Genomic DNA, 25,413 nt, shown 5'->3' with positions numbered 1-25,413 from the left:
GCACACGGCCGACCACGGCGGCGGTTGTCCACAGCCTCCGGAGTAGCCCGGGCGCGGACTGGTTAGGCTCGAATACGTGAGCAGGCTCCAGGTCGTCAGCGGCAAGGGCGGTACCGGCAAGACCACGGTGGCCGCGGCCCTAGCGCTGGCCTTGGCCACGGAGGGGAAGCGGACGCTTCTCGTCGAGGTCGAAGGCCGCCAGGGCATCGCGCAGCTCTTCGAAACGGAAGCGCTGCCTTATGAGGAGCGGAAGATCGCCGTCGCTCCCGGGGGCGGGGAGGTGTACGCGCTGGCCATCGACCCCGAACTGGCCCTTCTGGACTACCTCCAGATGTTCTACAAGCTGGGCAGCGCCGGACGGGCCCTGAAGAAGCTCGGCGCGATCGACTTCGCCACCACCATCGCGCCGGGCCTGAGGGACGTACTCCTCACCGGCAAGGCGTGCGAGGCGGTGCGGCGCAAGGAGCGCAGCGGGCGGTTCACCTACGACTACGTCGTCATGGACGCGCCGCCCACCGGGCGCATCACGCGTTTCCTCAACGTCAACGACGAGGTCGCCGGCCTCGCCAAGATCGGCCCGATACACAATCAGGCACAGGCCGTGATGCGGGTGCTGAAGTCGCCGGAGACGGCCGTGCACCTGGTGACGCTGCTGGAGGAGATGCCCGTCCAGGAGACCGTGGACGGCATCGCCGAGCTGCGGTCGGCGCGGCTGCCGGTGGGGCGGATCATCGTGAACATGGTGCGGCCGGAGGTGTTGGACGAGACCGATCTGGAACTCGTCCGGACGGCCACGCGTTCCACGGTCGCGCGGTCGCTGTCGGCCGCCGGGCTCGGCGGGGCACGGCGCGGCGGGCGCGCGGAGCGGCTGGTGGACCCGCTGCTCACGCAGGCCGAGGAGTACGCCGAGCGGTACGCGCTGGAGCACGAGCAGCGTGCGGTGCTGGCCGAACTGGGCCTCCCGCTGCACGAACTGCCACTGTTCGCCGAGGGCATGGACCTGGCCGGGCTGTACGCGCTGGCCCGCGAGCTGCGCGGGCAGGGCGTGTCATGAGCGGGGCCGCCGCCGGACGGGGCATGTTCATGAAGGCCGTCGTGGAACAAGGCGTCATGAAACTGGTCATGAGTCGGAAGCAGGGGATGTCATGAGTCGTCCGGACCCGGCCCACACACACGACCCGGCCCGCCCTCGTCTGTCCCCCGCGCGTCTGCTCGACGTCGATCCGCTGCTGGCGGATCCGAAGACCCGGATCGTGGTGTGCTGCGGCTCGGGCGGGGTCGGCAAGACCACGACCGCCGCGGCCCTGGGCCTGCGCGCGGCCGAGCGGGGCCGCAAGGTGGTCGTCCTCACCATCGACCCGGCCCGCCGTCTCGCCCAGTCCATGGGCATCGACTCCCTCGACAACACACCGCGCCGGGTCAAGGGCATCGACGACTCCGCGGGCGGCGAGCTGCACGCGATGATGCTCGACATGAAGCGCACCTTCGACGAGATCGTCGAGGTGCACGCGGACGCCGAGCGTGCGGCCGCCATCCTGGGCAACCCCTTCTACCAGTCACTCTCGGCGGGCTTCGCGGGCACGCAGGAGTACATGGCGATGGAGAAGCTCGGGCAGCTGCGGGCCCGGGACGAGTGGGACCTGATCATCGTCGACACCCCGCCGTCCCGCTCGGCCCTGGACTTCCTGGACGCGCCCAAGCGGCTCGGGTCGTTCCTGGACGGACGGCTGATCCGGCTGCTGACGGCGCCGGCGAAGCTGGGCGGGCGCGCCGGGATGAAGTTCCTGAACGTCGGGATGTCGATGATGACCGGCACCCTCGGCAAGCTGCTCGGCGGTCAGCTCCTCAAGGACGTCCAGACGTTCGTGTCCGCGATGGACACGACGTTCGGGGGCTTCCGTACGCGCGCGGACGCGACGTACAAGCTGCTCCAGGCGCCCGGGACGGCGTTCCTCGTGGTGGCGGCCCCGGAGCGGGACGCGCTGCGCGAGGCCGCGTACTTCGTGGAGCGCCTGGCCGCGGAGGACATGCCGCTCGCCGGTCTTGTGCTCAACCGGGTCCACGGCAGCGGGGCCGACCGGCTGTCGGCCGAGCGGGCGCTCGCCGCCGCGGAAAATCTTGAAGAGCCCCGCATTGTGGATCAGGAGGGCGGGAAAGCTGGACTTCGTAACTCCCCCGACGCATACGACAGTTCAGCCTCTCCGACGTCCGAAACCCCAGCTCAGACTCCAGATCCGGCATCGACAGCGGCTCCCGAGGGTGGCTCCCCCACCGAGGACGCAGACGACGCCGAGAACGCCGAGCGGTCCGTCGACCAGCTCACGGCAGGCCTGCTGAGGCTGCACGCCGAGCGCATGCAGCTGCTCTCCCGTGAGCAGCGCACGCGTGACCGCTTCGCCGCGCTCCACCCCGAGGTGGCGGTGACGGAAGTGGCCGCGCTGCCCGGCGATGTGCACGACCTCGTGGGACTGCGCGACATCGGCGACCGGCTCGCGGCGAACGAACGCGAGCTTCCCGACGCGGCCGAGCCGGAGACGCCCGGCCGTGATGCCTGAGGGCCCGTACGGGCCCTCGACCGGACATCAGTGCCGAGGATCCCCCGTGGAGTCCCCGGTGGGAACTCCTCAGCTCACCGCGGCGTAGTTCTCGTAGATCTCGTCGTCGTCGAGGGACACGACACCCGTGCCGCGCTCGTACTCGCTGCGCGCCGTCTCCAACAGCCGGCGCCAGGACGTCACCGTGGGCCGCCTGCGCAGCAGTGCGCGGCGCTCCCGCTCCGTCATGCCTCCCCACACGCCGAACTCGACGCGATTGTCGAGCGCGTCGGCCAGGCACTCCGTACGCACCGGACATCCGGTGCACACCGCCTTGGCCCTGTTCTGCGCTGCTCCTTGAACGAACAGTTCATCCGGATCGGTAGTGCGGCAGGCCGCCTGCGCACTCCAGTCGACTACCCAGCCCATACCGGCGCCGTCCTCTCCCGAATCGAGGCTCCCCCACGGCGGCAGCGGCATATTCACCGCCGCCAGTTGAGGACGTTACGGAAGGTGGGCACAGCGCAACACCCCCTTCGGGCCCAATCTTGAATGGCCCGAACGGACTATGGGTAAGCGGCAGATCACCCGGGGGAGTGAGCTGGCGACATACATAACTTTCCCGGCAAACCAGGACAGTTCAGTTGCGTCACAACGGACGCCGTATGACACACAAGGCGGATTCGGACACGACCCCACCAAAAAAGTTGGGGAACACCCGGAACGATTCGGGGTCGCCGGACGTATTGATACGTGGCCTCACTGCTGTGACAGTTGAGAGCAGCTTAGGCCAAGGCATATACGCCTGTCCGGCGAATGAGAACGTAGGCTGCCCTCATGCCAAAGAAGAGCTCGGGCGGTGGTCTGTCTCCTGCGCAGCAGGCCGCCAAGTTCCTCGGTGTCAGTGTCCTTGCGGGAGCCGTGCTGGCCGGTATCGCGCTGCCCGCGGTGGGCGCGCTGGGGCTCGCGGCGAAGGGCTCGGTCGAGAGCTTCGACGAGCTCCCCGCCAACATGAAGACGCCGCCGCTGAGTCAGCGCACCACGATCCTGGACGCCGACGGCGGGCAGATCGCCACGGTCTACTCGCGCGACCGCACGGTGGTCGCGCTCAAGGACGTCTCGCCGTACATGCAGAAGGCGATCGTCGCGATCGAGGACTCGCGCTTCTACCAGCACGGCGCGGTCGACCTGAAGGGCGTCCTGCGCGCCCTCAACAAGAACGCGCGCAGCGGTGAGGTCTCCCAGGGCGCCTCGACCCTGACGCAGCAGTACGTGAAGAACGTCTTCGTCGAGGAGGCGGGCGACGACCCGACGAAGGTCGCGCAGGCCACCCAGCAGACCATCGGCCGCAAGATCCGCGAGCTGAAGTACGCGATCCAGGTCGAGGAAGAGCTCGGGAAGAAGAAGATCCTCGAGAACTACCTGAACATCACGTTCTTCGGCCAGCAGGCCTACGGCGTCGAGGCCGCGGCCCAGCGCTACTTCTCCAAGTCCGCCAAGGACCTCAACATCCAGGAGTCGGCCCTCCTCGCCGGCATCGTCCAGTCGCCCAGCCGGTACGACCCGGTCAACGACGAGGCGGAGGCCACCAAGCGCCGCAACACCGTGCTCCAGCGCATGGCCGCCGTCGGTGACATCTCCCGGGCGCAGGCCGCCGACGCGATGAAGGCACCGCTCGGCCTCAAGGTCAGCAAGCCCAGGAACGGCTGCATCACGGCGGTCAAGGGCGCGGGCTTCTTCTGTGACTACGTGCGCGAGGTCTTCCTGAACGACAAGGTCTTCGGCAAGACCAAGGAGGCCAGGGCGAAGGTCTGGAACCAGGGCGGCCTCACCATCCGCACCACCATGGACGCGGCGGCCCAGGACTCGGCACAGCGGTCCATCAAGAACCACGTCTACAAGAGCGACGAGGTGGCCACCGCCGCCAGCATCGTCCAGCCCGGCACCGGCAAGATCCTCGCCATGGGCCAGTCGCGTCCGTACGGCGTCGACATCAAGAAGGGCGAGACGACCCTCAACCTGTCCGTCAACGACGACATGGGCGGCGGCATGGGCTACCAGCCCGGTTCGACGTTCAAGCCGATCGTGGCCGCCGCGGCCATCGAGGACGGCATGCCGGCGAACAAGGTGTACTCGGCGCCGTACCGGATGGCCTACCCGAGCCCCGTCTCGGCGTGCGACGGCAAGAGGTGGATGAACGACCGGGGCAACCCCGCCAAGCTCGAGAACGAGAACAGCTCGGAGGTCGGCCCGTACGACATGAAGGAAGCGACCGCCAAGTCGGTCAACACCTACTACGTCCAGATGATCAGCGACATCGGCATCTGCCCGGTGACGACGATGGCGAAGAAGATGGGCGTCGAGCGGGCCGACGGCGACAAGATGCCGCAGGTGCCGTCCATCGCCCTGGGCACCCAGGAGGTGTCCCCGCTGACCATGGCGAACGGGTACGCGACCTTCGCCTCGCGCGGCATGTACTGCACGCCGATCGCCATCGAGTCGGTCAGCCAGCGGGTCGGTGACAAGACGAAGTCGCTCCAGGTGCCGAAGTCGACCTGCTCGCGTGCGATGTCGGAGAAGACCGCCGACACGATCAACGCGCTGCTGAAGGGCGTCGTCGAGGACGGTACGGGTTCGAAGGCCGGCCTCGGCAGCCGTCCCAGCGCGGGCAAGACCGGTACGACGGACGAGCGCTACGCGGCCTGGTTCGTGGGCTACACCCCGAACATGGCCGGCGCGGTGTGGGTCGGCGACCCCGCGCACAAGCGGAAGATGTCCAACATCACCATCGGGGGCCAGCCGTACGGCAAGGTCTTCGGCGGTGAGGTCCCCGGTCCGATCTGGCGCGACATGATGTCGGGCGCGCTGGAGGGCAAGCCCGTCGAGCAGTTCAACGACATCCACATCCCCGACGGCCGCAACAAGGGCCGCGGCGACGAGAACCGTGACGACGACCGCGACGACGACAACGGCAACGGCGGCTTCATCGGCGGCCTGGTCGGCGGCAACAACAACGGCGGCGGGGGCGGCGAGCCCTTCCCGACGCCTTCGTTCTCCCTCCCCGAGGGCTTCTTCCGGGGCCAGGACAACGGGGGTGGCAACGGCAACGGCGGGCGGTTCGGCTGAGGAGCCGGCCCGACACCGCACGGTGCGGGCGCGGGACGGCGGGGTGAAGCTGGGCACCGCTCCGTCGGCCCTGGCGTAATTACGACAACCTGCGTCGAGCACGCCGCCGTCTCATGTGGTGACGACGACGATGGTGACCATGACTGGCGATCTCGCCCGACGACTGGTCACCGACGAGCTGTGGGCCCTGACGGAGCCGCTGCTGCCACCGTTCACACCACGCCGGCAGGGAGGGGGCACCGCGCCCGTCGACGAGCGCATGGTGCTCACGGCGGTGGTGTGGGTGCTGACCAGCGGTTGCCCCTGGCGAATGCTGCCGCCCTGGCTCGAGGTCTCACCGGCGACCGCGCACCGCCGCTTCACCGCCTGGACGGAGGCCGGTGTGTGGCGACGGCTGCACCGGGTCGCGGTGCGTGACGGACTCGCCGGCCCGGGCGAGTCGGGGTGGGCCGCCGTGATCGTGAAGGCCGCGAGGCTGCGGGCCGGGCAGGTGCCCGCCGCGGCCCGCCGAAGGGCACCACGTGAGACGACCACGAAGGCCCAGAATCACTCAGCAACCGCCCAATCCGGACAGCACTTGACCCCTTGACCCCCCAATTGAACTGGTGTTCTTTTGACCAGCAAGCGCATGAGGGGGGAGTGGATTCATGAGGTTCCAGAACATCTCCGAGCGGCGAATACGCGTCTTCTTGACCAGCACAGCAGCCGCTCTGACAGTTCTGGCCGGTATGACCGCGTGCGGCTCGGGCGCGTCCGGCGAAGAACGCGGAGAGCCGGTTGCGGCACATGGTGAAGCCGAATCCACCGCCCACCCGGCCGAGGGCCCCCTCGATGTCGTCATGAAAGAAAAAGCGGACGAGGGCAAAGGGTTCTCGCTCCGTGATGCGACAGACCTGAACCGGTATGTAAGCCCCGCCCACGCGGAGAAATTCAAGGTCTGTTTCGAGAAGGAGAAACCGAGCCTCAGCGCGGTGGTCCTCTTCACGGTCCGGAGTTCCGAGACCTGCCCGCCGAGGGTCGGCGCCGAAGGGAAAGCCGACGCGACGCCGGACGTCGTGGGCACGGAGCTCCGCAAGGCCACCGACCGGCTCGTGCTGACGGGATACACACCGAAGCACATACACGTGGACGCCACCGGCGGAACCGTGTCCAAGGAACGTAGCTGGTCATACAAGGTCTGCGAGCAGAGCCCCACGGCCGGCACCCCCTTCTCGGCGGACCTGGAGCCGCGGCTCGTGATCGCGGCCTCCTGCCGCAAGGACTGAACCAGAAACCGACGGATCCACCCGAGACAAAGAAGAGGTAATCCCATGCGCAAATTCGCACGCGCCGCTGCCGTACTTCCGATCTTCGCGGCGCTCACCGTCGGCATGACGGCAACAGCCCAGGCCGAGACGAACTGCACCGACTACTCCGACAACGGCGGCGCCAAGGCCACGTTCAAGGCGTACGGCGAACATCTCCTGGTCGACGACATCTTCGCCGACGGGCACTCCGCCATCGGAGGCATCGAAATCTACGGCGACGGCCACTACTTCTACTGGAACAGGAACGGCGCGGACTCCGGCGTCCGCGATGTCGACCTCGACATTGCCGAGGGAACAAGCGTCGTCATCAACGCCTTCCTCGGAAACTGGGACGGCACCACCACGGGCGGCATCGATTTCGGTTCCAATGTCGTCTCGAATTGCCACGGTGTGGCCTGACCCACCGCGTCCGCAGCTGAAGACCAGAAAGGGAGTGTGACCGACACATGCGCAGAGTTCTCGCCACCGCAGCGGCCCTCGGGCTGGCGTTCACCGGCCTCAGCGTGGCCGCCGCCCCCGGCGCCTTCGCCGCCACCGAGAGTGCCTCCGCGTACGGTTGTCCCGGCAGCCTCGTCGACACGTACAACACACCCGCGTCGGGCGAGGTGTGGGGCCAGTTGCGCCTGTACTACTCGTCGGCGAACGGCGGGACCAACTGTGCCGTGCTGCTGGCGAAGAAGTACTACGGAACGACCCACTACATGGAAGTGGGCATCAACATATCCGGCAGCAGCGACACCAAGCTCGACTCCGGTGCGTACAGCCAGTACGCGGGACCAGTCACGGTGACGCACACCAACGGACACTGCATCGACCTCGGCGGTGGCGAGGACATCGGGGGCCTGTGGGCCGGCAGGAGTGTCAACCGCGTCCACTGCGGGTGAACGTGCGCCGCTGAAGCCTCCGAACCGCTTTCCTCTCGGCCCTCCCGAGGAGACTCGAGAGGAAAGCGGCACACCCCGACAGGGCTTCCGGCCCGCGATACCCCCTACCCGGTACGGCCGACCTCTCTGCGACCTTGTGCATGCAGGTCGACAGCGTTCGCCGCGGTGCCGCCAGGCGAATTCGCCGACTGGCTGATGCCGAAGATGAGCCCGAGCTCCTGCGCCTTCGCCCCCAGGGCGAAACGGCCGCTCACTCCGAGATCCGTCATGATCCTCTGCACGCGACGCTGCACGGTCCGATGACTGACCCCGAGCCGTCGGGCAACGGTCGCGTCGTCGAGCCCTTGGTAAAGCAACCTCAGCACGTCACGATCTCTTCCGTCTCCCCGATTGGCCGCAGCCATCGGCCCCCCTCGCCCCACCCGTCATACCGAATCGGCTCAACCCGCAGCTTTTCCGTCGGCCCGCCGCTGTTCAAGGCATCCGGCCAGAATGGCTGAATTCCGATTCTCACCGGCTTTCGAAGCCGCAGGGCCCCGCCCCGTACGGGCCGACTCGACGGCCGGTCAGCCGGCCAGCAGCTTCTTCACCGCGGCGGCGACCCGGCCGCCCTCCGCCTGCCCGGCCACCTTCGGGTTCACGATCTTCATGACGGCACCCATGGCCCGGGGCCCCTCGGCACCCGCGGCCTTCGCCTCCTCGACGGCCTGCGTGACGATCGAGTTCAGCTCGTCGTCGGAGAGCTGCTTGGGCAGGTAGGCGGCGAGCACCTCGCCCTCCGCCTTCTCCCGCTCGGCGCTCTCGGCACGACCGCCCTGGGCGAAGGCCTCGGCGGCCTCGCGACGCTTCTTCGCCTCGCGGGTGATCACCTTCTGCACCTCGTCGTCGGAGAGCTCGCGCTTCGTCTTGCCCGCGACCTCCTCCTTGGTGATCGCGGCGAGCGTCAGCCGGAGCGTCGAGGAGCGGAGCTCGTCGCGCTCCTTGATCGCAACGTTGAGGTCATCCTGCAGCTTCGACTTGAGCGTGGTCATGGGGCTGATTGTCGCAGGTGCGGGAGGAAAGACGCCCCTTGTTTTGCGGGGCGGCGGATCGAAGCGCCGGTGCCGCGAGGGGATTTCGGGCACCGCCCGGGCAGGGTCGGCGTCCGGGGTCTGCGACGATGGTCGTATGCGCGCGCGATACGGAGTCCCCCTGGGAATCGCGGCGGCTGGTGCCGCCGGTCTGTTGTACGCCGCGGGCTTCGAAGCCCGCTCCTTCCGCCTCCGCCGGGTCACCGTCCCGGTCCTGCCCTCAGGAATGCGCCCTCTGCGCGTACTGCAGGTCTCCGACATCCACATGGTCGGCGGCCAGCACAAGAAGCAGCGCTGGCTGCGGTCCCTGGCGGGCCTGCGTCCCGACTTCGTGATCAACACGGGCGACAACCTCTCCGACCCGGAGGGCGTCCCGGAGGTCCTGGATTCGCTCGGCCCCCTGATGGAGTTCCCGGGCGCGTACGTCTTCGGCTCCAACGACTACTACGGCCCCACGCTGCGCAACCCCGCCCGCTACCTGCTGGAGAAGGCCCAGGGCCGCCACGGCCTCAACGGCAACGCCCCGGCCGTGGGTGTGGTGCACAACCCGTGGGAGGACCTGCGGGACGGTTTCGACGCGGCGGGCTGGCTCAACCTGACCAACACCCGCGGCACGCTCAAGATCGAGGGCGTCTCGCTGGAGCTGACGGGCCTGGACGACCCGCACATCAAGCGGGACCGCTACGAGCAGGTGGCCGGCGGCCCCGCGGAGTCCGCCGACTTCTCGATGGGCGTCGTCCACGCCCCTTACCTGCGCACCCTGGACGCCTTCACGGCCGACGCCTACCCCCTGATCCTGGCCGGCCACACCCACGGCGGCCAGCTGTGCATCCCCTTCTACGGCGCCCTGGTCACCAACTGCGACCTGGACACGGACCGGGTAAAGGGCCTGTCGACGCACACGGTGGAGGACCGTACGTCGTATCTGCACGTGTCGGCCGGCTGCGGTGCGAGCCGCTACACGCCGGTACGGTTCGCGTGCCCGCCGGAGGCGACGCTGCTGACGCTGGTGGGCCGGGAGTAGCGGAGTAGCCGAGTAGCGGGAGCAACGGGAGAGCAGCCGGGCTCGCGGTCGGGTCGGCGGGGTAACGGATAACCCACACAGCCCCGCCCGCATCGCCCCCTATGTCCGTTTCTGTCAGCGTGGGGGCATGACCGCCCCGATACCCAGGGACATCCCGGACCTGCCCGCGATACCGGGCAGGCCCGCGCTGAAGCCCTCCCCCGTCCCGGCCACGGCCGTCGTCACCCCGGTCCGCCGCCCCGCGGCCGCGGCCTTCCGCCTGCTGGTCGCCTTCGCCGCGGCCGTCGGCGTGACGCTCGAACTGCTCCTCGGCGACCCGTCCCGGGCCCTGGGGTACTTCGCGATCCAGAGCAACATCCTGCTGGCGCTGGTCATGGCCCTCTCGGCCCGCCGCGCCTGGACGGCCGACCGCCCCCTGCCGGGAGCCGTACTGGGCGCGACGACCCTCTACGTCGTCATCGCCGCCCTCACGTACCACCTGCTCCTGGCGAACGAGGCCAGCCCCTTCTCCCTCACGGGCGAAGCGGCCCACCCGGCCGGCTGGCAGGCCCTCACCCACTACACCCTCCACACGGTGACCCCGATCGCGGCCGTACTGGACTGGCTCCTGCTCACGCCCCCCGGCCGCCTGCACCTGCGCCAGGCCAGCACCTGGCTGCTCTACCCCCTGGCCTATCTGGCCTTCTCCCTCGTCCGAGGCGAACTGCTCCTCCCGGGCTCCTCCGGCCGCTACCTCTACCCCTTCCTGGACGTCGACCAGGACGGCTACAAGAAGGTCCTCGGCAACGCCCTCCTCCTCGGCCTCTCCTTCTACGCCCTGGCGGTCCTCCTCGTAGCCCTCGACCACGCCCGCCCGAACCCCCTACGGCACCCCTGGAAAACCGGATTTCGTCTCTAGCCACCGGTGGGCTAAAGTAAACGTCGTCGCCGCGACAGCAGCGACATCGGGGTGTAGCGCAGCTTGGCAGCGCGCTTCGTTCGGGACGAAGAGGTCGTGGGTTCAAATCCCGCCACCCCGACAGCTGAAACACCAGGTCAGGCCCGGTTCTGAGAGATCAGAACCGGGCCTGATTTGCTTTGTGGGCCCAGTTTGGGAGCCATTTGGGAGCCGACCTCAGTGAGCGGCTCCCGGACGGCTCCCCGAGTCCTAGCGTCAGGGGAGAGACGAGCGTCCAGCCGACGTGGGCTTCCACCCCGCTTCAGACATCGTCGCCTCCGATTGTCAGTGGCAGTCCTTACTCTGAGACGTGCTCGGCCGCACATCTCCAGGAGCACCCGTGGACTACTTCTACAAAGACCTCGGCAACCTCAAGAGAGGTTCCACGGTCATCGTCACCCTGCGCAACCAAGCCAACGTCCAGGTGATGACGCGCAGCGAGTACAGCAAATACAAGTCGGGGAAGAGATACCGGTACCTGGGCGGTCGCGTCACTCGCTCGCCTCACCAGATCACCATCCCCAGTAACGGACAGTGGGTCGTGGCCATCGACCTTGGCGGCTATTCCGGTCGCATCTCTGCGTCTGTCCAAGTCCAGCCACCTCCGCGGGGCTTCCTGCCCCCGGCCCGCGACCCACAGGGCAGTCCGGCCCGCTCCGTCGCGGTCCATGAACCGGAGGAGCCTACTGGCGACATACTTGGTGGCCAGACCTGGGACGTCTTCATCTCCCACGCGTCCGAGGACAAAGGAGCTGTTGCCCGCCCCCTTCGAGACGCGCTTACCAAGCTGGGTGTGACTGTCTGGCTCGACGAAGCCCAGATGCGGATCGGCCACAGCCTCCGCCGCAAGATCGATGAAGGGATCAGGGCGAGCCGCTTCGGCATCGTAGTGCTCTCGGCCCCCTTCTTCGCCAAGGGTTGGACCAACCACGAACTCGACGGACTCGTCACCCGTAATGTGGCCGGGGAGCAATCACTCCTGCCAATCTGGCACAACCTGAGTGCAGAAGACGTCCGGCGCTACAGCCCCTCCCTCGCAGACAAAGTGGCGATGAGCACCAGCGACTACTCCATCGAGGAGATCGCGCAGCAGATCGCTGACGTGGTTCAGGAGGAAAGCGCCGCTTAGCTCCAGAGCACCAGCACGCCGCTTCGGTGTGCACCGGTTCCAGCGAGTCGTGGGCTTGTGCTGGAGAGACCACAGACGGTACGACGATCGCCATGCATCCTTGGTCTCCGTTAAATGACCGGCAGCTCGCACTCCTCACCCGCATCGGGGGCGGAGCCGACCCCGTCACGTCCAACAGCCCCGAGCTCGCCGTCACGGCTCGCGCGCTCAGGGACCGGGGCTTGGTGACCATGCCCAGGAAGAAGGGGAGGTGGCAGGCGGAGATCACTGACGTGGGACGCTTCTACCTGGAGCACGGGCATCATCCCGACCGTCCGGAGTTGGCTCCACGCAAGCCTCGCGCGGCGGCGTCTGAAGCCGGGGCGCCCGTTGCCGCTGGTCCGTCGCAGGATGCCGATCCTCCGACCGAGACAAAGCCCGCCCCGAAACGGGCTGTGAAACCTCCGCGCCCGTCGCCAGCAGCTGTCGGGCCGGCGCTCATCGCGCAGGTGCAGGACGCCGGACGATTTCTTCGGATCCCTGACCCCAGCGCGGAGGAACGGGCTCGGTATCGCAGGGCGTTCGACGCAGCCCGGCAGTGCGCTCCGGATGGGTACCACCTGAAGTACAGCGGGCGGGCGAAGGGGGACTTCTTCCTCGGTCTGCTGAGGGTGTCTGGCGAGGACGACACCGAGTGGAACCGAATCCGACTGGCGCGAAGCCGAGTGATCACCGATGTCGAGGACGTGCTCGCCGCGGTCACCAAGGACCACAGCGCCTTCGAGATCTCCGACGAGGTCCTACCGAGGGTGCTCGCGCTGCTCCGGCTGCTCGCCGAACAGGCCCTCGCGCGGTACGGCGAGATCGCGGTGTCCAAGAAGCGCAGGCAGCCGAGGCCGCTGCTCACCGTCCACGGCAGGACGTACGAGATCGGCTTCCGTGAGCGGCAGAAGCAGGTCCGCTACGTCCCCAAGCAGCCGGGTCGGCGCACGTACGACTGGCAGCGGGTCACGCCGGCCCACAAGTTCGAGCCGTCCGGCGAACTGGAGCTGCTGGTCAGCGAGAACTCGGGCTACAGCTACAACTACGGCTGGAAGAAGGAATGGGCCGACACGGCCAAGAAGCCGTTGGAGGAGCAGATCGGCTCAATCTTCCGGGCGTTGAAAGCACGCGCGGAGGAGCAGGAGCGGGCCCGGCTCGAACGAGAGGCCGAGCAACGGCGTCTGCGAGAGGAACGGGAGCACCAGGAGGCCGAGCGCCGACGACTTGCAGCGGAGCGGGAGGAACGCGAGCGGCGGGAGTGGGAGGCTGCGGTAAGTGCGGCCTCGGTCAAGGCGGTTCACGCGGTACGGGCCGAGCACTTCGGCACGGCCCTGGAGCAGTGGCGGGCCGCCGGTGAGATCCGGGCCTTCTGTGCTGCGCTGGATGACGTCGCCGCCGCATCGGAGGACGCCCTCGAAGTTGAGAGGCTGCGCGAGTGGTCGGCTTGGGGGAACACAGAGGCCGATCAGCTCGACCCCACGACGAATGGCAGGGGTCTGGCCGCCCGTGACTTCAACGTGGAGCCGACGAAGAAGCAGCTGCGACCGTTCCTCGACGGCTGGCGGCCGGACCGGCCGGAGAAGGAGCCTCCGGCTCAGCCAACGCTTCCCAAGCCGGAGCCGGACTCGTGGCGCGGCGTCATCGACGCACATCAGGATCAAGGGTGGCGATATGGACGCCAAGGTCGCGCTCAATGGTGGAGGCGATGACGCCGTGACCTCGGTCGCGTAGAGCCTTGACCGCCTTCTCGACGAGTCCCCCGAGTCTGATGACCTCGGCGCGAAGGGCGACCAACTCGTCGTAGCGGTCGGCCTTGTCTTCGCCGCACCAGGCCCGGACGGTTCGCAAGACAGCTGCCTCTGCGTCCAGCTTCCGGTCGTCCCGTCGGCTGTAGGAGTACCAAGAGGACTGGGCACGCTCCTGTTCGATGCCCTGCTGCTTGCGGTCCACCTCCGGAAGGATCTCGTCGGCGAGACGGCCGGCCACTTGGCGGGCGACGCGCTCGGTGACCGGCCACCCAGCCAGACACATGCCGTGGCGGTTCTCGTACACCATGGCGTCACCGCGGAGTTCAGCTGCGTCGATGCCGATGAGCGGTGCCGTCTCGTCGAGGCGGCTCAGCTCCAGGACCCCGGCGTCGGCCACTGTTCGGCGCAGGCGGAGCCTGCTCTTCGGACGGACGAAGCCGAGGATCATGCGGGCGGCCTCGAAATCCGTGCTGCCCCGGACGTGGCGAGAGGACTCCGCGAGCGCCAGCTCCGCCGCGTCATCCGCGCGGAACGTATCAACATCCGCCCACGGCGCTACGAGAGAGCCGGAACTGACCCACTCCTGCAGGCCAGCGGCATCGCCTTCGAGAAACCGCACGTGGATCCAGCCAGACCTGCCGGAGCTGCCCACGCGTACGACCTCGACCTGGCGGACCTCGCTACCCAGGTCCTTCGGCCTCGCGCGGTACGCCCAGTGCTCGCCAATCTCCATGTGCCTATTGAGCCAGGTCCCTTGGCCCTCTCACCGGGCGTTTGCCATAACCTCCGGAGCGAGGTGACCTCCACGAGGTTGACGCTGCCCCCGCAAGGTGTCGCCGGAGACGGCTGTGCCTCTGGTGGTGACCACCAGAGGTGCAGCAGCAGTCACCGCTGGGACTCCGCAGGCTTACGTGATTCCCTGCGCGCACGTAGGAGATCATCGAGTACGCGCACGGGTGACGTGGGGCTCATCGCCAGGCGGGTGTCGAGTGCCGCCTCCCACTGCTCGGTCAGTCCAAGCATGAGGCGTTTTCGCATTCCGGGTGTGACGTGGGCATAGCGCGCGGAGACCGAGCCGTCGATGTGGCCCATGCGGTCGTCCATGAGGACCTTCTCGGTGCCGAGGTCCTCCATCACGGTCCGGTGGGTGTGGCGGAGGCCGTGGGGTGTGAGGCCCTTGGCGATCGGGAGCCAGCAGGCGTCGGCACGGTCGCTGGCGCCACGCCCTCGGGCTGGGACGCCGGGCCACGGCTCGCCGAGGAGAGGCACGGGGCGGGCTTCCTGCGGCGCCTTCTTTGGGTACCAGCCGGAGACCGCCGGGGTGAACAGCCAGGTGGCAAAGCCGTTTCGGCGCCAGTGGGCTGCGTGCTGCGGTACCGCGCCGCCGCGCACGAATCCCAGGTCTGCGATGGCCTGTTCCACCCTGACCCGCTTGGCTTCGGTGACGCGGTCGGGGTGGTTGAGGACGTTGGACACCGTGCCGGTGGAGACTTCGGCTCGGCGTGCGACGTCGACGAGCTTTGCGCCGTGGTGGCCGCCGGTGCGGGCCGTGCCCTGGCCCCGGAAGACGTAGGTCTTGCCGTGGCACGAGCAGGGTTTCGGCTTCGTGCGGGCGACGTGGTTGGCGACCAGGGCCGACAGCCAGTCCATCACGTCGATGGTGCGGTAGCTGTCGTCCTTGGGTGGGCAGCGAACCAGCTCGCCGGTGTCGAGTTCGTACAGCTGCCATTCGACGCGGACGGCCCCGGAGCGGGCGAACTCCGTCTCCAGGCCGACGATTTCGCCCCAGCGCATGCCGGTGTAACCCTTGAGGACGACGGCGACGAACTCGTCGTCGCGGCCGGAGAGCAGGGCGGCTCGCTCCGCGGTCAGCAGGGTGCCGAGGGGGTCGGTGACGACCTTCTCCGGGCCGCGGTCGCGGGAGCGTCCGGCGCGCTTGCCGCGTCCGCGCCGTCTGGCGGCCGGGTTCGAGGTGATCAGGCCCTCGTCGATCGCGTCCTCGAAGATCAGGTGGAGCGTCGAGCGCCAGGTCTTGACGCTGGAGGCCGCGTAAGCGGCCTTCTCCTTCTTCTCCCACAGGTCGACGTCCGTGCGCAGGATGCCGACGAGCGCCTTGTCCTCGAAGTCGGGGAGGAGGTGCTCCTCGATGTGGCGCTTGTAGTTCTGCATGGTCGAGGCGGCCAGGTCCTGGGCCTCGTACCAGCGGTTGGCGTACTCGCCGAAGGTCTCCTGGCCGAGTGCCGGGTCGCGCCAGTCGCCGCGCCGATACTTGTTCTCGGCCTCGCTCGCGGCGCGCTGGGCCTCGCCCTTGGTGGCGAACCGGATCGCTTTGCCGTTGTCGTCGACCACCGTGAGGTGCTTGCCGGGCGCGGTCTTGTACCGGCCGCGCCAGTAGTTTCCGCGCTTCTCCGCGAAACCCAACTTCCGTCTTCCTCCCCTGTTCTCGGCTTGTGACTGGGTGCGGGCGCGCTACGCGACGGTCTCGTACTGGGTGCGGCGCGGCGGTCGAGCCCGCAGACGCCCTGGCCTCGGGGCCGTAGTCGGCTCAGGCGGCCGGGCGGCACGAGTTCGTGCCGAGGGAGGGCTTGTCGCTGCCCGACTCGCCGGCGCGCTGCTGACGGATCGCTTCGGGCGCTCTTCGTGGAGGCGGACGATCTCGGCGAGGTGCGCGGCGGTGAAGCGGTAGGCGCGGCCGACGCGGGTGTGCGGGATGAGTCCGCGTCGGGCCCGGTCCTTGACCCACCAGGCGGAGCAGCCGAGGGCTTCGGCCATTTCTTCGGGGCGGTAGAGACGAGGCAAGGGGGCTCCGCCCTCGGTGCCGGGAAGGCGTCGTACGAGGGCAGGGGGTATGTCGGAGTGGTGCAAGAAGGGCGGGTCCTTACTGGGTGGGGGCGTGCTCGGTCAGCGGTGCTGAGCGGTCCTCGTCACGTGGCGGTCGGCCCCTGCAGCAGCACGAGAGGCGACACCAGGAGGGCGTCGGCGATCGCGACAAGGTCGTCGGCATCGCATCGTCGTTGGGCGCGTTCGATGCGGGACAGCATGGTGTTGGACATCGGACGGCCGAAAGCGGTCACGCGGTCGGCCAACTGGCGTTGCGACAGGCCGCGTTCGGTTCGGAGTATTTCGATGGTGCGGGCCGCCTGCATTCCTGCGGGTCCGACTTCCAGTGGGCGTGGGGGCATGGCTCCAATTGAAAGGTGCATTCGCCGGTTTGGGTAACCGGCGATCGTGGTCTATGTTGCGCTCGCGTCGTTCGCCGAGATGCGGTTCCAGGGAGTCGGGAATGGGCACGGACCAGCACGACGATCATGGCTCTGAAGTGCGGTGTTGTGTTGTAGCTTCCCCGTCGGCAGCCCGTCAACGGCTTGCCGATGTAATCCTTCTGGCTCTGCGGTCCGGGCAACTATTTGGTCAACAGCGGATCGTGCCTTACGGTTTTCCTCCCGCCCGTCACCGAGCCCCATTTCTTGCGGCCTTTCTGCCGTGAGAGATTGCGCCGGATAGGGCTGGACTTGCGCGACTGGGGTGTGGCTATGTTGACGACACCCCCGGAAACGCAATCGCTTCCCGGCGCGCGTCCGCGCCAACACCCCCTCGAATCCCGCCCCGACCGACGGTGAGCCGTGATGCCCGCGCACAGGCCACCGAGTGAGGACCGCCCCGCACTTGGCACGAATCCGCACCATCAAGCCCGAAGCCTTCGTCTCCGAGTCCCTGGCCGTCGTCTCCCTGGCCGCCGAGCGCACCTTCCTCGGCCTGCTCACCCAGGCCGACGACCAGGGCCGCCACCGCGACCACGCCGCGATCATCGCCGGGCAGTTGTGGGTGCTGCGCCCGGAGCACACCCCGTCCGATGTCGAGACGGACCTCGCCCAGCTCGCCGACGCGGGACTGATCTGCCGCTACAAGGGGCCGGATCACAAGCGGTACCTGCACGTCGTGACCTGGCACCAGCATCAGAAGATCAACCGGGCGAGCAAGAGCCGCCTCCCGAGCTGCCTGGTTCACGACGCTTCGTTCGCGTCGGCTCCTGCCGTGGGCGCCGGTGTCACGGAGTACTCGCTACCGCCTCACGCAGTCCTCACTGAGGGCTCCGGCGAGGTCCGTGAGTCCGCGCTGAATCCGGGGCTTGAGAGCGAAGTCGCAGGTCAAGAGGGCTTCACGGAGTCCTCCGCGAGGGATCAGGGAGCGCTCGGTGAGGCAGCAGTGACGTCTCACGGTCCGGATCTAGGACCTAGGACCGTGGATCTAGGAGATATCCCTTCGGGGGGCGCAAGCGCCCACGCGCCCGACACCGTCTCGGCCAAGCAGCTCCTCGGCGAGTACATCGCCGCGTGCAACCACCGCCCGCCAGATGCCTTCCTGAACCATCTCGGCAAACAGGTGCGCAAGCTGCTCGACGAGGGCATCGCCCCCGCACACCTCCGGGCCGCCCTCGAACGCCACCGGGTCAAGGGCCTGTCCCCTGGCGTCCTGCCCAGCCTCGTCCACGAGGTCATGAACGCCGCATCCTCCACCACACCCGCCGCCCACCGGGCGTGGACGAACCCCACCGACGTCGTCGCCGCCTACGGAGATGAGCTCTGACCGCCACCCTCACCCGCGCACCCCAGCCCGTCGGCGCGATCACCGACCGGCTCAACACGATCCTCGCCAACCGCGGCATCGACCCCACCACGGCTGCCGCCCAGGAACCGGCGCCCGAGACCGTCACCGCCCTGGAACTCGCCGACGCCCGCATCCCCGCCCGCTACCGCCGCGCCCTGGCCGACCATCCCCAGATCACCTCCTGGGCCGACCAGATCGCCCGCGCCGGACGCCCCGGCCCGACCGGACCCGGTATCGCCGAGGGCCCGTCGCTGCTGATCGCCGGCCCCACCGGCACCGGCAAAACCCACCAGGCGTACGGCGCCGTCCGGGCCCTCCTCACCCGAGGCGTCCGCCTGCGCTGGGAGGCCACCACCTCCGCCGACCTCCACGCGCGGCTCCGCCCCCGCGCCGGCCACGACGGCGAACGGGAACTGCAGACACTGGCCCGCTGCCCCCTGCTGCTCCTGGATGACCTCGGCGCAGCCAAGACCAGCGAATGGACCGAGGAGCTCACCTATCGGCTCATCAACCACCGGTACGAGCACATGCTCCCCACCCTCATCACCACCAACCTCCCCACCGCCGAGCTCCGCACCGCGCTCGGCGACCGCGTCGCCTCCCGCCTCGCCGAGATGACCGAGCGGGTCATCCTCACCGGCTCCGACCGACGCCGCACCGCGCCCAGGATCTGAACGGCCCGCGGCCCCTCCCGTCCCACCACCTCACCCGCCCGGGCTTCCGCCTGCCCTCGAGCGCCCGGGTCCCTTGGAGAGCCTCTGCATGCCCCCTGGCCCCATCACGCTCATCAGCGCCAACGACATCGGCATGCCCGCCTTGCCGCACTGGTTCCCTGCGCCTGCTGCCATCGCGGCTCTGCTCGTCGTCGTACTGTCCGCCGCATGGTCCCTGTGGAAGTACCGACGGAAGCCGAGCGCTGGACAGCGCCGTAGCACCGCCGCGATCCCGGTCGCCGCCGTCGCCGCGATCGGCTGCACCGCCTACAGCGCGGACACCAGCTGGCGCTTCGCCGCCGACTACCTCGACATGGGCAGCGCCGTCGAGCGCGCCGCGATGTTCGCCGCCGCCGAACTAGCGCTGTTCGCCACCGCGCTGATGGCGCGGGCGAACCTCAACGGTTCCAAGCAGGCGCCCGGGGTGCCCGGCACCCTCACCTGGGTGATCACCTGCGTGCAGATCGTGCCCGCCTACGCCGAGTCCGGCCTGGTCGGCGGAACTGTGCGGGCCTTCGTCGGCCCGGTCCTGGCGGCAGTGCTCTGGCACCTGGCCATGGGCATCGAACTGCGCCACCGCAGCCCGCACGTCGACTCCCGCAGCCTGGCCGCCCTCCTCACCCGACAGGCACGCGAACGGATGCTGGCTCGTCTGGGGATTGCCGACCGGGACGCGGATGCCGCCCGGATCATCCGCGACCGCGCCCTCGACCGGGCCGTCACGCTGATCCTCCGGGCAGAGACCATGACAGCCGACAAGCGCACCAAGTGGCGAGGCCGACGCCTCACCCGCCGCCTGCACCAGGCCCTGGAGCAAGCTGACGTCGACCGCGACGAACGCCAGGACGAGCTGCTGCTGCGCAAGCTCGCCACCCGCCAACAGGTCAATGTTTTGGCCTCCAGGTCATTGCCCGCGCGCTGGCCCGACGCCGCCGCACGCACGAGGGGCGGCTCCGCAACGGCCCGCCCGCGGGCTACGGCAAGAGAGCGGGCAGAAAGTTCGGGCCTCCCGCCCCACAAGGTCGCGGGCGATGACGCCGCCGACCGGGCAGCCCGCCCCCTGCCCGAAAACCGCCCGCAACAGCCCGCCCGCACCACCGTCGGCCCGGAACCAAAACCGGGCGGGGAAACGCCGGGCAACGACCCACGCACCGCCTCGCGGGCGGAGTCGAAGCGCCCGAGCTCCAAACCGCGCGCTACACGGGACCTCCTCAACGAATACGCCCGTGACCTCTTCCGCGAGCACGGACGTCTCTCCCGCGACCTGTTGGAGGTGGCCGTACGCAAGGACGGCTACAGCGTGGCCAGCGACACCGCCGGCGAGGTGGTCCGCACCATCAAGGCCGAGCTGCCCACGGCGCCCGTCGGCCACCCGCACTGAGACCACCCCCAACGCCCAAGGAAAACCACTCAATGCACGAATCGCACCACGAACTCCCCACCTCCCAGGAGGAGATGATCACCGACCTCGGCAGCGCAGCAAGTTGGAGGTTCGGACACTCCCCCACAGGGGGAGCGCCCGAACCCGACCCCGCCCCGGGGGTGGCGGGGTCCGTCCGGCGCCAGGGGGCGACGGACGGAGAGGCTGCGACCGAGGGCGGATCGCAGGCGGGAAAGGCCGGCCGTACGCGCCGGACCAAGATCAAGGGGAAGGCGCGTCTGCGCGAGAAGAAGCAGCGTCCCGCTCAGAGCGTCCGCCTCAGCGATCACGAGCACGCCATCATTCAGGCGGGCGCCGATGCCGTCGGCATGAGTGTGGCCGGCTTCCTCGCGCACTCCGCTCTTGCCGCCGCCCGCGACCAGTCCCGCACCGCCGTCACCATCGCTACCGAACGCGATGTGCTCACGGAGCTGTTCGCCATGCGCCGGCAGCTCGGCTGGGCTGGCAGCAACCTCAACCAGGTGGCCAAGGCGCTCAACTCCGGCGGCGAAGTGCCCTATCTCAAGGAGGTGCTCGCCGACGTCCACCGCGCGGCCAATGCTGCGAAGAAGGCCGTCGACCGGGTCGCCAACCGCCAGGAGCAGGAGGGTGAGGCGGCTTGATCCCCAGCATCCACCAGCAGGGCAGCAGCACCCTCGGCCTGCTCCACTACCTCTACGGCAAGGGCACGCACGAGGAGCACGTCGACCCGCACCTGGTCGCCTCCTTCGACCACCTGGCCCCCGACCCCGGCCGTGACCCCTCGGCCACGAAGAAGGACCTCGCTCACCTCCTCGACCAGCCCCTCCATCTGCTCGACGCAGACCAGCGCACCGAGCAGCACGTGTGGCACTGCTCGGTGCGCGCCGCCCCCGACGACCCGATCCTGACCGACGACCAGTGGGCCGACATCGCCCGCCGCATCGTCGCGGCCACCGGCATCGACCCCGACGACGGAGCCGGCTGCCGCTGGGCTGCCGTCCGCCACGCCGACGACCACATCCACATCATCGCCACCCTCGTCCGCGAAGACGGCCGCCGCCCCGACCACCACCGCTCCGGCAAACGCGCCCAGGCCGAAGCCCGCCTCATCGAAGCCGACTACGACCTCCATCGTGTTGCCCCCGGCGACGGCACTGCGGCGAAGCGCACCACCAGCGCCGAACGGCACAAGGCCGATCGCCTGGGCTGGGACCGCGCCGCGCGCGAGGAGCTACGCGAGACCGTTCGCCGCGCGGTGGCCGGTGCCGCCTCCACGGACCAGTTCCTTGAACGCCTGAAGGACGCCGGGCTTCTCGTACGCACCAAAGTGCTGCCCTCCGGCGACCTGAAGGGCTACACGGTCGCCTTGCCCGGTGACCGCAACGGGGAGAAGGAGCCGATCTACTACGCCGGCTCCACGCTCGCCCCCGACCTGTCCCTGCCCCGCATCCAGGCACGCTTCACCACCGACTCCGCCTCACCGGAGACCACCGACAGCCAGCGGCCGGAACGCCCCACCGCGCCCTCGGCACCCGCCGTGGCACGGCGCACCACCGCTCACGCGGCCTGGGCAGCACTGCTCGTCCTCGACCGCAGCGGCGACGATGGCGCGGCTGCCGCCCAGATTTCCGCCACCGGCGAGGTCCTCGACGCTCTCGCCAAGACCTCGGCACTGCACACCCGTGACGAACTACGCCGGGCAGCCTGGGAGTTCGAGCGGGCCTCCCGCTCCCATACCCGAGCCGAGTTCCGCCACGCGCAGGACCTGCGCCGGGCAGCCCGCGACCTGGTGTACAGCGGGCCCGCATTCGGCCGGGGCGAGGACGGGGCCGGCACCGCGATGGTCCTGGACACGCTGGTCTTCCTCGCCATCGCCGCCGCCCACTGGCACGCCCAGCGACAGCACGCCCAGCAGGCCGAGGCTGCCCGCCGAGCCGCAGCACACCTGCGGGCCGCCTACCAGCAGGCAGCCGCCGAACCCCTCACCCTGCTGCGCGAGCGTGGCCGCCGTATCGCCCCGTCCCTGCGCCGCCATCACGCCACCACGGTGCGCGCCGCCCTGCCCGAGCTCGCCGAGACCGTCCTGGCCGAGCCCGGCTGGGACGCCCTGGCCGCAACCCTCGCCGACGTCGAACGCGCTGACCACAATCCCCGCGCCCTGCTCGCCGAGGCCGCCGCTGGCCGGGAACTGGACACCGCTGATTCCGTCAGCGACGTTCTCGTCTGGCGTCTGCGCCGCACCGCGGATCTCCCGTTGTGCGCCCCAGCCCAGGAAGCCACCCGGGCCAACCGCCCCAACGATCACATGTCTGTCGCGCGGACGATGCCGGTACCACCGGCATCGCGGGCACAGCGCCGTTGATCACGGCAACGACAACGAACGCGTTGAGGGTGCCTGAATAGCTCCCGGTAAACAGATGACGGGCCCGACCGCACCATGGTCGGGCCTATCACCACCTGCACACTCCGCTCCTTGCTGCTCCTCCGGCCGGGCGTCAACGGCGGGTGCGTCGGGCTTCTCGGATGAGGTTGATGAGAGCAGCGTCCTTCTGACACACGCACCCGGGGGTGGGAAGCCGGTGGTCGATCATCTGGTCGGGCCGGGGGCCGAAGCGGGTGTCGTATTCGATGCGTCGTGGAGGTCCGCTGACCAGGCCCGTGCCGCGTGCGATCCAGGCGCCGACGACCAGGCAGGCGGCCTGCTGGGCCACGAACGCGGCCGAAGGACGGAACCCGTCGTCCGTTCTACCGGCCAGCTCAGCCGAGTTGATCAGTCCGCACACCGGCCGTCCGAGGAACTGCCTGACGAGCTCCCGCTGTTGATTGTCCAAGCATTCCAGGTCCCGTTCGGTCAGCGGCTCCTGCCCGCGGGCGATTCGGGATAGCGGGAGCCCGGTCAGTTCATGCAGTCGTTGCTCCGCGCTCTTCCCGGTGTGGTTGGCCTTGAAGTAGCAGCGCAGGCAGGGGCCGGAGGCCAGTGCCTCGTGCAGGGCGACGGTGGTACCGACCGGGCCGCCGGTGCTGCCGTCCAGGGTGAGATCGACCTGCAGCCGCTGCAGGTCGTGCCGGGCCTCGACGCTGTCCAGTCCGCCGAGGACGATCCGGGGCCACGGCAGGGCGCCCGCATCAACGGCCTCAATGGAAGCCTGGATCGTCCCGTGGAACGGGGTCACCTCGATCCGCCGAAGGCGTGCGTCGATCAACCGCACCTTCGGCAGACCTACAGCCGCGTCGGCCAGGGTACCGATGCTGTACGAGGTGACGTTCGGTTCCTCGAAGACCTCCCTGTCCACCACCGTCAACTCGCCGGAGACCTGCAGCAGGTCCAGGACCAGGGCGATGCCGGTGCCGATCGCACCGCCCCCGCCCAGCAGCACCTGCTCCAGCGTAGGCGGCGGGGCGACGACGATCCCGGGTTGCTCACCGGGGAGGACAGGGCAGAAGTCCACCACCGGGGTCACCTGGAACTTCCCCTCCGGCAGCCCGGCAACAACCTTGAACGCCTCGCCGGCCAGCATCGCCGCAGTAAGGACCGCGCCCAGCCCGGTGCCGGGCGCGTTGAGCCGGGGGAAAGGATGACCGGTGTGCCGCAGACGGACCCCGTGCCCGTCCGGCGCGCCAGCCACCGCAGTACCCAGCGGAGGTGCGGTTCCCACGTGGAGATGCAGCGGCGCCCTGCTCTGGGCCTCGCCGATGCGAAGCGGCCGGTCCGGATCGATCCCGGCCGCCGTTTCCACCAGCCTGCGGATGAGTTCGTCGTCGAGCCGTCCCGGTCCGCAGCCGGGGTCCAGACTCAGCCGGACCGGCCACCGGCGCAGGTCCGCCACCAGTACTTCGAGAGTCTCGGCGGCCGCAGGCAGATGCCCGTCCGCCGTCAGGTGGATCAGGATGCCCTCCATCCGCTCCCGGAGGGTGGTCTCGTCCACGTCGGCGGCCAGGCCGCCCAGGCGGACGCTGCGACTGTAGTCAGTACTCATGGACACCCTCCTCGTCGAACACCACCGTGCGCACCGGGGGCAGCGCCGGGTCGACAACCGGAGTGGTGCAGGGCACCCAGTCCTGCTCGAAACGCCACCACCCCCACGACTCCGGGTCGGCGGGCGGCGCCACGTAGGTCGGGACGACAGCGCTGATGAACCCCGGCACCCGCAACGAGTACGCGCGGTCGGTCCGCGACAGGAAAGCCTCCCCGGGGTGCGAGTGGATCATCGCCCGTACCCGGTAGGACCGTTCCTCGGCGAAGGTGAACAGCCGGTCGTACGCGACCGCGCTCACCGTGAACAGACCCGGACCCCGCACGATCCCCGCCCTCCCGGCCACCGCCACGGCCAGCACGTGCTTGTGCGACTGCCCGGTCAGCAGCAGCGCGCCGGTCTCCTGGTCGGCCAGCCCGTGGCGCTGAATCTCCTGGAGTACCGGGTCGACCGCGCCGGTCGGCAGCACCAGCTTCCTCGTGTCGGTGGTCATCCGGCACGCCTCCCGTCAACGCGATCGACGTCGTCCTGCACGTTCTCCACCACGTACAGGAAGGGATTGCCAGTGCGCCGCCAGGAGTGCGGCCCGCTGCTCCACTCGGGGTGAAGCCTTTGGCCTTCGGCGGTGAACGGCTTGCACACGTCGTTGGAGTCGTACCGATAGCCGTTCGCTCCCGGCCAGGCACTGGGCGCTCCGACTCCGGAGACGCCGATCGACTCGACGAAGACGAGGGAAGGCGGCCGGTCCGGGTAGACCGTCCACTCGATCCGGGCGATGAACGCTGCGCGCTCACCGTTGTTCGGTTGCACCTCGGCCCAGAACAGGCCGTCGGGGTCCTGGTCGCGGTGATGGAGGCGGCCAGCGGTCGAAGAGAGGAACTCCTCGACCGCCGGGACGTCGCCCGCCAGCCGCAGACGGCTCTCGAGATCCACGAC

At 69.1% G+C, this 25,413-nt stretch carries 26 protein-coding genes and 1 tRNA gene; 17 read left to right on the top strand and 10 right to left on the bottom strand.

The features are described from left to right. Nucleotides 1-76 precede the first annotated feature (76 nt). Together OHU35_RS23535 and OHU35_RS23530 are read left to right on the top strand one after the other, a co-directional pair. Nucleotides 77-1,054 carry an ArsA-related P-loop ATPase gene (locus tag OHU35_RS23535; RefSeq protein WP_189725765.1) on the top strand — a complete coding sequence of 326 codons (978 nt, stop codon included), beginning with the start codon at nt 77-79 and terminating at the stop codon, nt 1,052-1,054. 91 nt (nt 1,055-1,145) lie between these two features. Then, nucleotides 1,146-2,555: an ArsA family ATPase gene (locus tag OHU35_RS23530; protein ID WP_189725764.1), complete on the top strand. Its 1,410-nt coding sequence runs from the start codon at nt 1,146-1,148 to the stop codon at nt 2,553-2,555. 69 nt (nt 2,556-2,624) lie between these two features. On the opposite strand, the gene wblA is transcribed toward OHU35_RS23530, so the two are convergent. Next, a complete protein-coding gene (gene wblA / locus OHU35_RS23525) occupies nt 2,625-2,963 on the bottom strand; it encodes a transcriptional regulator WblA (RefSeq protein WP_184594573.1) in 339 nt (112 codons plus the stop codon). A 408-nt stretch (nt 2,964-3,371) separates the two neighbouring features. Here wblA and OHU35_RS23520 point away from each other — a divergent pair, with 408 nt between their 5' ends. From OHU35_RS23520 to OHU35_RS23500, 5 genes are all read left to right on the top strand, one after another. After that, nucleotides 3,372-5,660, top strand: coding sequence for a transglycosylase domain-containing protein (locus OHU35_RS23520; protein ID WP_189725763.1), 2,289 nt, complete (start codon nt 3,372-3,374; stop codon nt 5,658-5,660). Nucleotides 5,661-5,799: 139 nt separating this feature from the next. Further along, entirely contained in the window at nt 5,800-6,249 is a 450-nt protein-coding gene (locus OHU35_RS23515; RefSeq protein WP_405506744.1) for a transposase, read from the top strand. A 58-nt stretch (nt 6,250-6,307) separates the two neighbouring features. After that, nucleotides 6,308-6,925 carry a hypothetical protein gene (locus OHU35_RS23510; protein WP_405506742.1) on the top strand — a complete coding sequence of 206 codons (618 nt, stop codon included), beginning with the start codon at nt 6,308-6,310 and terminating at the stop codon, nt 6,923-6,925. 45 nt (nt 6,926-6,970) lie between these two features. After that, entirely contained in the window at nt 6,971-7,366 is a 396-nt protein-coding gene (locus tag OHU35_RS23505) for a hypothetical protein (RefSeq protein ID WP_189725760.1), read from the top strand. A gap of 47 nt (nt 7,367-7,413) precedes the next feature. Continuing rightward, nucleotides 7,414-7,851, top strand: a complete 438-nt coding sequence (locus OHU35_RS23500; RefSeq protein WP_189725759.1) for a hypothetical protein — start codon at nt 7,414-7,416, stop codon at nt 7,849-7,851. A gap of 104 nt (nt 7,852-7,955) precedes the next feature. Here the strand turns inward: OHU35_RS23500 and OHU35_RS23495 are convergent, their stop codons facing one another. Continuing rightward, nucleotides 7,956-8,255 (bottom strand): helix-turn-helix transcriptional regulator, encoded by a 300-nt coding sequence (locus OHU35_RS23495; RefSeq protein WP_359890628.1) that lies wholly within the window; start codon nt 8,253-8,255, stop codon nt 7,956-7,958. 162 nt (nt 8,256-8,417) lie between these two features. Beyond that, nucleotides 8,418-8,882: a GatB/YqeY domain-containing protein gene (locus OHU35_RS23490; RefSeq protein ID WP_189725757.1), complete on the bottom strand. Its 465-nt coding sequence runs from the start codon at nt 8,880-8,882 to the stop codon at nt 8,418-8,420. A gap of 136 nt (nt 8,883-9,018) precedes the next feature. Between OHU35_RS23490 and OHU35_RS23485 the strand changes: the two genes are divergently transcribed. The 5 genes from OHU35_RS23485 to OHU35_RS23465 all read left to right on the top strand — a co-directional run bounded on the left by OHU35_RS23485 (nt 9,019) and on the right by OHU35_RS23465 (nt 13,741). Then, nucleotides 9,019-9,945: a metallophosphoesterase gene (locus tag OHU35_RS23485; RefSeq protein WP_189725756.1), complete on the top strand. Its 927-nt coding sequence runs from the start codon at nt 9,019-9,021 to the stop codon at nt 9,943-9,945. A 127-nt stretch (nt 9,946-10,072) separates the two neighbouring features. After that, nucleotides 10,073-10,843, top strand: a complete 771-nt coding sequence (locus OHU35_RS23480) for a Pr6Pr family membrane protein (RefSeq protein ID WP_189725755.1) — start codon at nt 10,073-10,075, stop codon at nt 10,841-10,843. Between the two features lie 47 nt (nt 10,844-10,890). Beyond that, nucleotides 10,891-10,964: transfer RNA gene (locus OHU35_RS23475), tRNA-Pro, on the top strand. 258 nt (nt 10,965-11,222) lie between these two features. Further along, complete coding sequence (locus tag OHU35_RS23470; RefSeq protein ID WP_125514183.1) at nt 11,223-12,011, top strand: DUF1883 domain-containing protein; 789 nt, start codon at nt 11,223-11,225, stop codon at nt 12,009-12,011. A 704-nt stretch (nt 12,012-12,715) separates the two neighbouring features. Next, complete coding sequence (locus OHU35_RS23465; RefSeq protein ID WP_405506739.1) at nt 12,716-13,741, top strand: hypothetical protein; 1,026 nt, start codon at nt 12,716-12,718, stop codon at nt 13,739-13,741. Here the strand turns inward: OHU35_RS23465 and OHU35_RS23460 are convergent. From OHU35_RS23460 to OHU35_RS23445, 4 genes are all read right to left on the bottom strand, one after another. Next, nucleotides 13,671-14,513: a PE-PGRS family protein gene (locus tag OHU35_RS23460; protein WP_405506738.1), complete on the bottom strand. Its 843-nt coding sequence runs from the start codon at nt 14,511-14,513 to the stop codon at nt 13,671-13,673. The genes OHU35_RS23465 and OHU35_RS23460 overlap by 71 nt on opposite strands. 152 nt (nt 14,514-14,665) lie before the next feature. Beyond that, the gene (locus OHU35_RS23455) at nt 14,666-16,201 is read right to left on the bottom strand and encodes a LacI family DNA-binding transcriptional regulator (protein ID WP_364802904.1); all 1,536 of its coding nucleotides are present in this window, start codon (nt 16,199-16,201) and stop codon (nt 14,666-14,668) included. A gap of 48 nt (nt 16,202-16,249) precedes the next feature. Beyond that, a complete protein-coding gene (locus OHU35_RS23450; RefSeq protein WP_405509312.1) occupies nt 16,250-16,552 on the bottom strand; it encodes a DNA-binding protein in 303 nt (100 codons plus the stop codon). A 152-nt stretch (nt 16,553-16,704) separates the two neighbouring features. Continuing rightward, on the bottom strand, nt 16,705-16,962 hold the full coding sequence (locus OHU35_RS23445) for a helix-turn-helix transcriptional regulator (protein ID WP_256904143.1): 258 nt from the start codon (nt 16,960-16,962) through the stop codon (nt 16,705-16,707). A 484-nt stretch (nt 16,963-17,446) separates the two neighbouring features. Between OHU35_RS23445 and OHU35_RS23440 the strand changes: the two genes are divergently transcribed. The 5 genes from OHU35_RS23440 (at nt 17,447) to OHU35_RS23420 (ending at nt 22,865) form a co-directional block, all read left to right on the top strand. Further along, nucleotides 17,447-18,367, top strand: coding sequence for a hypothetical protein (locus OHU35_RS23440; RefSeq protein ID WP_405506736.1), 921 nt, complete (start codon nt 17,447-17,449; stop codon nt 18,365-18,367). Further along, nucleotides 18,364-19,062 (top strand): ATP-binding protein, encoded by a 699-nt coding sequence (locus OHU35_RS23435; protein ID WP_386317735.1) that lies wholly within the window; start codon nt 18,364-18,366, stop codon nt 19,060-19,062. Before OHU35_RS23440 ends, OHU35_RS23435 begins: the two co-directional genes overlap by 4 nt. Before the next feature lie 88 nt (nt 19,063-19,150). Further along, nucleotides 19,151-20,482, top strand: coding sequence for a hypothetical protein (locus tag OHU35_RS23430; protein WP_405506735.1), 1,332 nt, complete (start codon nt 19,151-19,153; stop codon nt 20,480-20,482). Between the two features lie 32 nt (nt 20,483-20,514). Beyond that, the gene (locus tag OHU35_RS23425) at nt 20,515-21,144 is read left to right on the top strand and encodes a plasmid mobilization protein (protein ID WP_405506734.1); all 630 of its coding nucleotides are present in this window, start codon (nt 20,515-20,517) and stop codon (nt 21,142-21,144) included. Further along, a complete protein-coding gene (locus tag OHU35_RS23420; protein WP_405506733.1) occupies nt 21,141-22,865 on the top strand; it encodes a relaxase/mobilization nuclease domain-containing protein in 1,725 nt (574 codons plus the stop codon). The genes OHU35_RS23425 and OHU35_RS23420 overlap by 4 nt, the downstream gene beginning before the upstream one ends. A 133-nt stretch (nt 22,866-22,998) precedes the next feature. Here OHU35_RS23420 and OHU35_RS23415 read toward each other — a convergent pair whose 3' ends face one another. Genes OHU35_RS23415 through OHU35_RS23405 form a run of 3 tightly spaced genes read right to left on the bottom strand, consistent with a single transcriptional unit; the run spans nt 22,999 to nt 25,410 of the window. After that, a complete protein-coding gene (locus OHU35_RS23415; RefSeq protein WP_405506732.1) occupies nt 22,999-24,480 on the bottom strand; it encodes a ThiF family adenylyltransferase in 1,482 nt (493 codons plus the stop codon). Beyond that, nucleotides 24,470-24,970, bottom strand: a complete 501-nt coding sequence (locus OHU35_RS23410; protein ID WP_388466010.1) for a hypothetical protein — start codon at nt 24,968-24,970, stop codon at nt 24,470-24,472. Before OHU35_RS23410 ends, OHU35_RS23415 begins: the two co-directional genes overlap by 11 nt. After that, nucleotides 24,967-25,410 (bottom strand): hypothetical protein, encoded by a 444-nt coding sequence (locus OHU35_RS23405; RefSeq protein ID WP_086800764.1) that lies wholly within the window; start codon nt 25,408-25,410, stop codon nt 24,967-24,969. Before OHU35_RS23405 ends, OHU35_RS23410 begins: the two co-directional genes overlap by 4 nt. Nucleotides 25,411-25,413: the final 3 nt, after the last annotated feature.

It is taken from the genome of Streptomyces purpurascens, assembly GCF_045040895.1.
GTDB lineage: Bacteria > Actinomycetota > Actinomycetes > Streptomycetales > Streptomycetaceae > Streptomyces > Streptomyces purpurascens.
The sequence above is the reverse complement of the archived record's forward strand: the minus strand, read 5'-3'. Positions and strand labels throughout refer to the sequence as shown.

Excerpts from the sequence above, each read along its gene's own strand:
- OHU35_RS23500 (WP_189725759.1), top strand. The coding sequence starts at position 7,414 with ATGCGCAGAGTTCTCGCCACCGCAGCGGCCCTCGGGCTGGCGTTCACC.
- OHU35_RS23515 (WP_405506744.1), top strand. The coding sequence starts at position 5,800 with ATGACTGGCGATCTCGCCCGACGACTGGTCACCGACGAGCTGTGGGCC.
- OHU35_RS23510 (WP_405506742.1), top strand. The coding sequence starts at position 6,308 with ATGAGGTTCCAGAACATCTCCGAGCGGCGAATACGCGTCTTCTTGACC.
- OHU35_RS23410 (WP_388466010.1), bottom strand. The coding sequence starts at position 24,970 with ATGACCACCGACACGAGGAAGCTGGTGCTGCCGACCGGCGCGGTCGAC.
- OHU35_RS23485 (WP_189725756.1), top strand. The coding sequence starts at position 9,019 with ATGCGCGCGCGATACGGAGTCCCCCTGGGAATCGCGGCGGCTGGTGCC.
- OHU35_RS23495 (WP_359890628.1), bottom strand. The coding sequence starts at position 8,255 with ATGGCTGCGGCCAATCGGGGAGACGGAAGAGATCGTGACGTGCTGAGG.
- OHU35_RS23520 (WP_189725763.1), top strand. The coding sequence starts at position 3,372 with ATGCCAAAGAAGAGCTCGGGCGGTGGTCTGTCTCCTGCGCAGCAGGCC.
- OHU35_RS23430 (WP_405506735.1), top strand. The coding sequence starts at position 19,151 with ATGCCCCCTGGCCCCATCACGCTCATCAGCGCCAACGACATCGGCATG.
- wblA (WP_184594573.1), bottom strand. The coding sequence starts at position 2,963 with ATGGGCTGGGTAGTCGACTGGAGTGCGCAGGCGGCCTGCCGCACTACC.
- OHU35_RS23480 (WP_189725755.1), top strand. The coding sequence starts at position 10,073 with ATGACCGCCCCGATACCCAGGGACATCCCGGACCTGCCCGCGATACCG.
- OHU35_RS23530 (WP_189725764.1), top strand. The coding sequence starts at position 1,146 with ATGAGTCGTCCGGACCCGGCCCACACACACGACCCGGCCCGCCCTCGT.
- OHU35_RS23505 (WP_189725760.1), top strand. The coding sequence starts at position 6,971 with ATGCGCAAATTCGCACGCGCCGCTGCCGTACTTCCGATCTTCGCGGCG.
- OHU35_RS23445 (WP_256904143.1), bottom strand. The coding sequence starts at position 16,962 with ATGCCCCCACGCCCACTGGAAGTCGGACCCGCAGGAATGCAGGCGGCC.
- OHU35_RS23460 (WP_405506738.1), bottom strand. The coding sequence starts at position 14,513 with ATGGAGATTGGCGAGCACTGGGCGTACCGCGCGAGGCCGAAGGACCTG.
- OHU35_RS23415 (WP_405506732.1), bottom strand. The coding sequence starts at position 24,480 with ATGAGTACTGACTACAGTCGCAGCGTCCGCCTGGGCGGCCTGGCCGCC.
- OHU35_RS23490 (WP_189725757.1), bottom strand. The coding sequence starts at position 8,882 with ATGACCACGCTCAAGTCGAAGCTGCAGGATGACCTCAACGTTGCGATC.
- OHU35_RS23425 (WP_405506734.1), top strand. The coding sequence starts at position 20,515 with ATGCACGAATCGCACCACGAACTCCCCACCTCCCAGGAGGAGATGATC.
- OHU35_RS23450 (WP_405509312.1), bottom strand. The coding sequence starts at position 16,552 with ATGGCCGAAGCCCTCGGCTGCTCCGCCTGGTGGGTCAAGGACCGGGCC.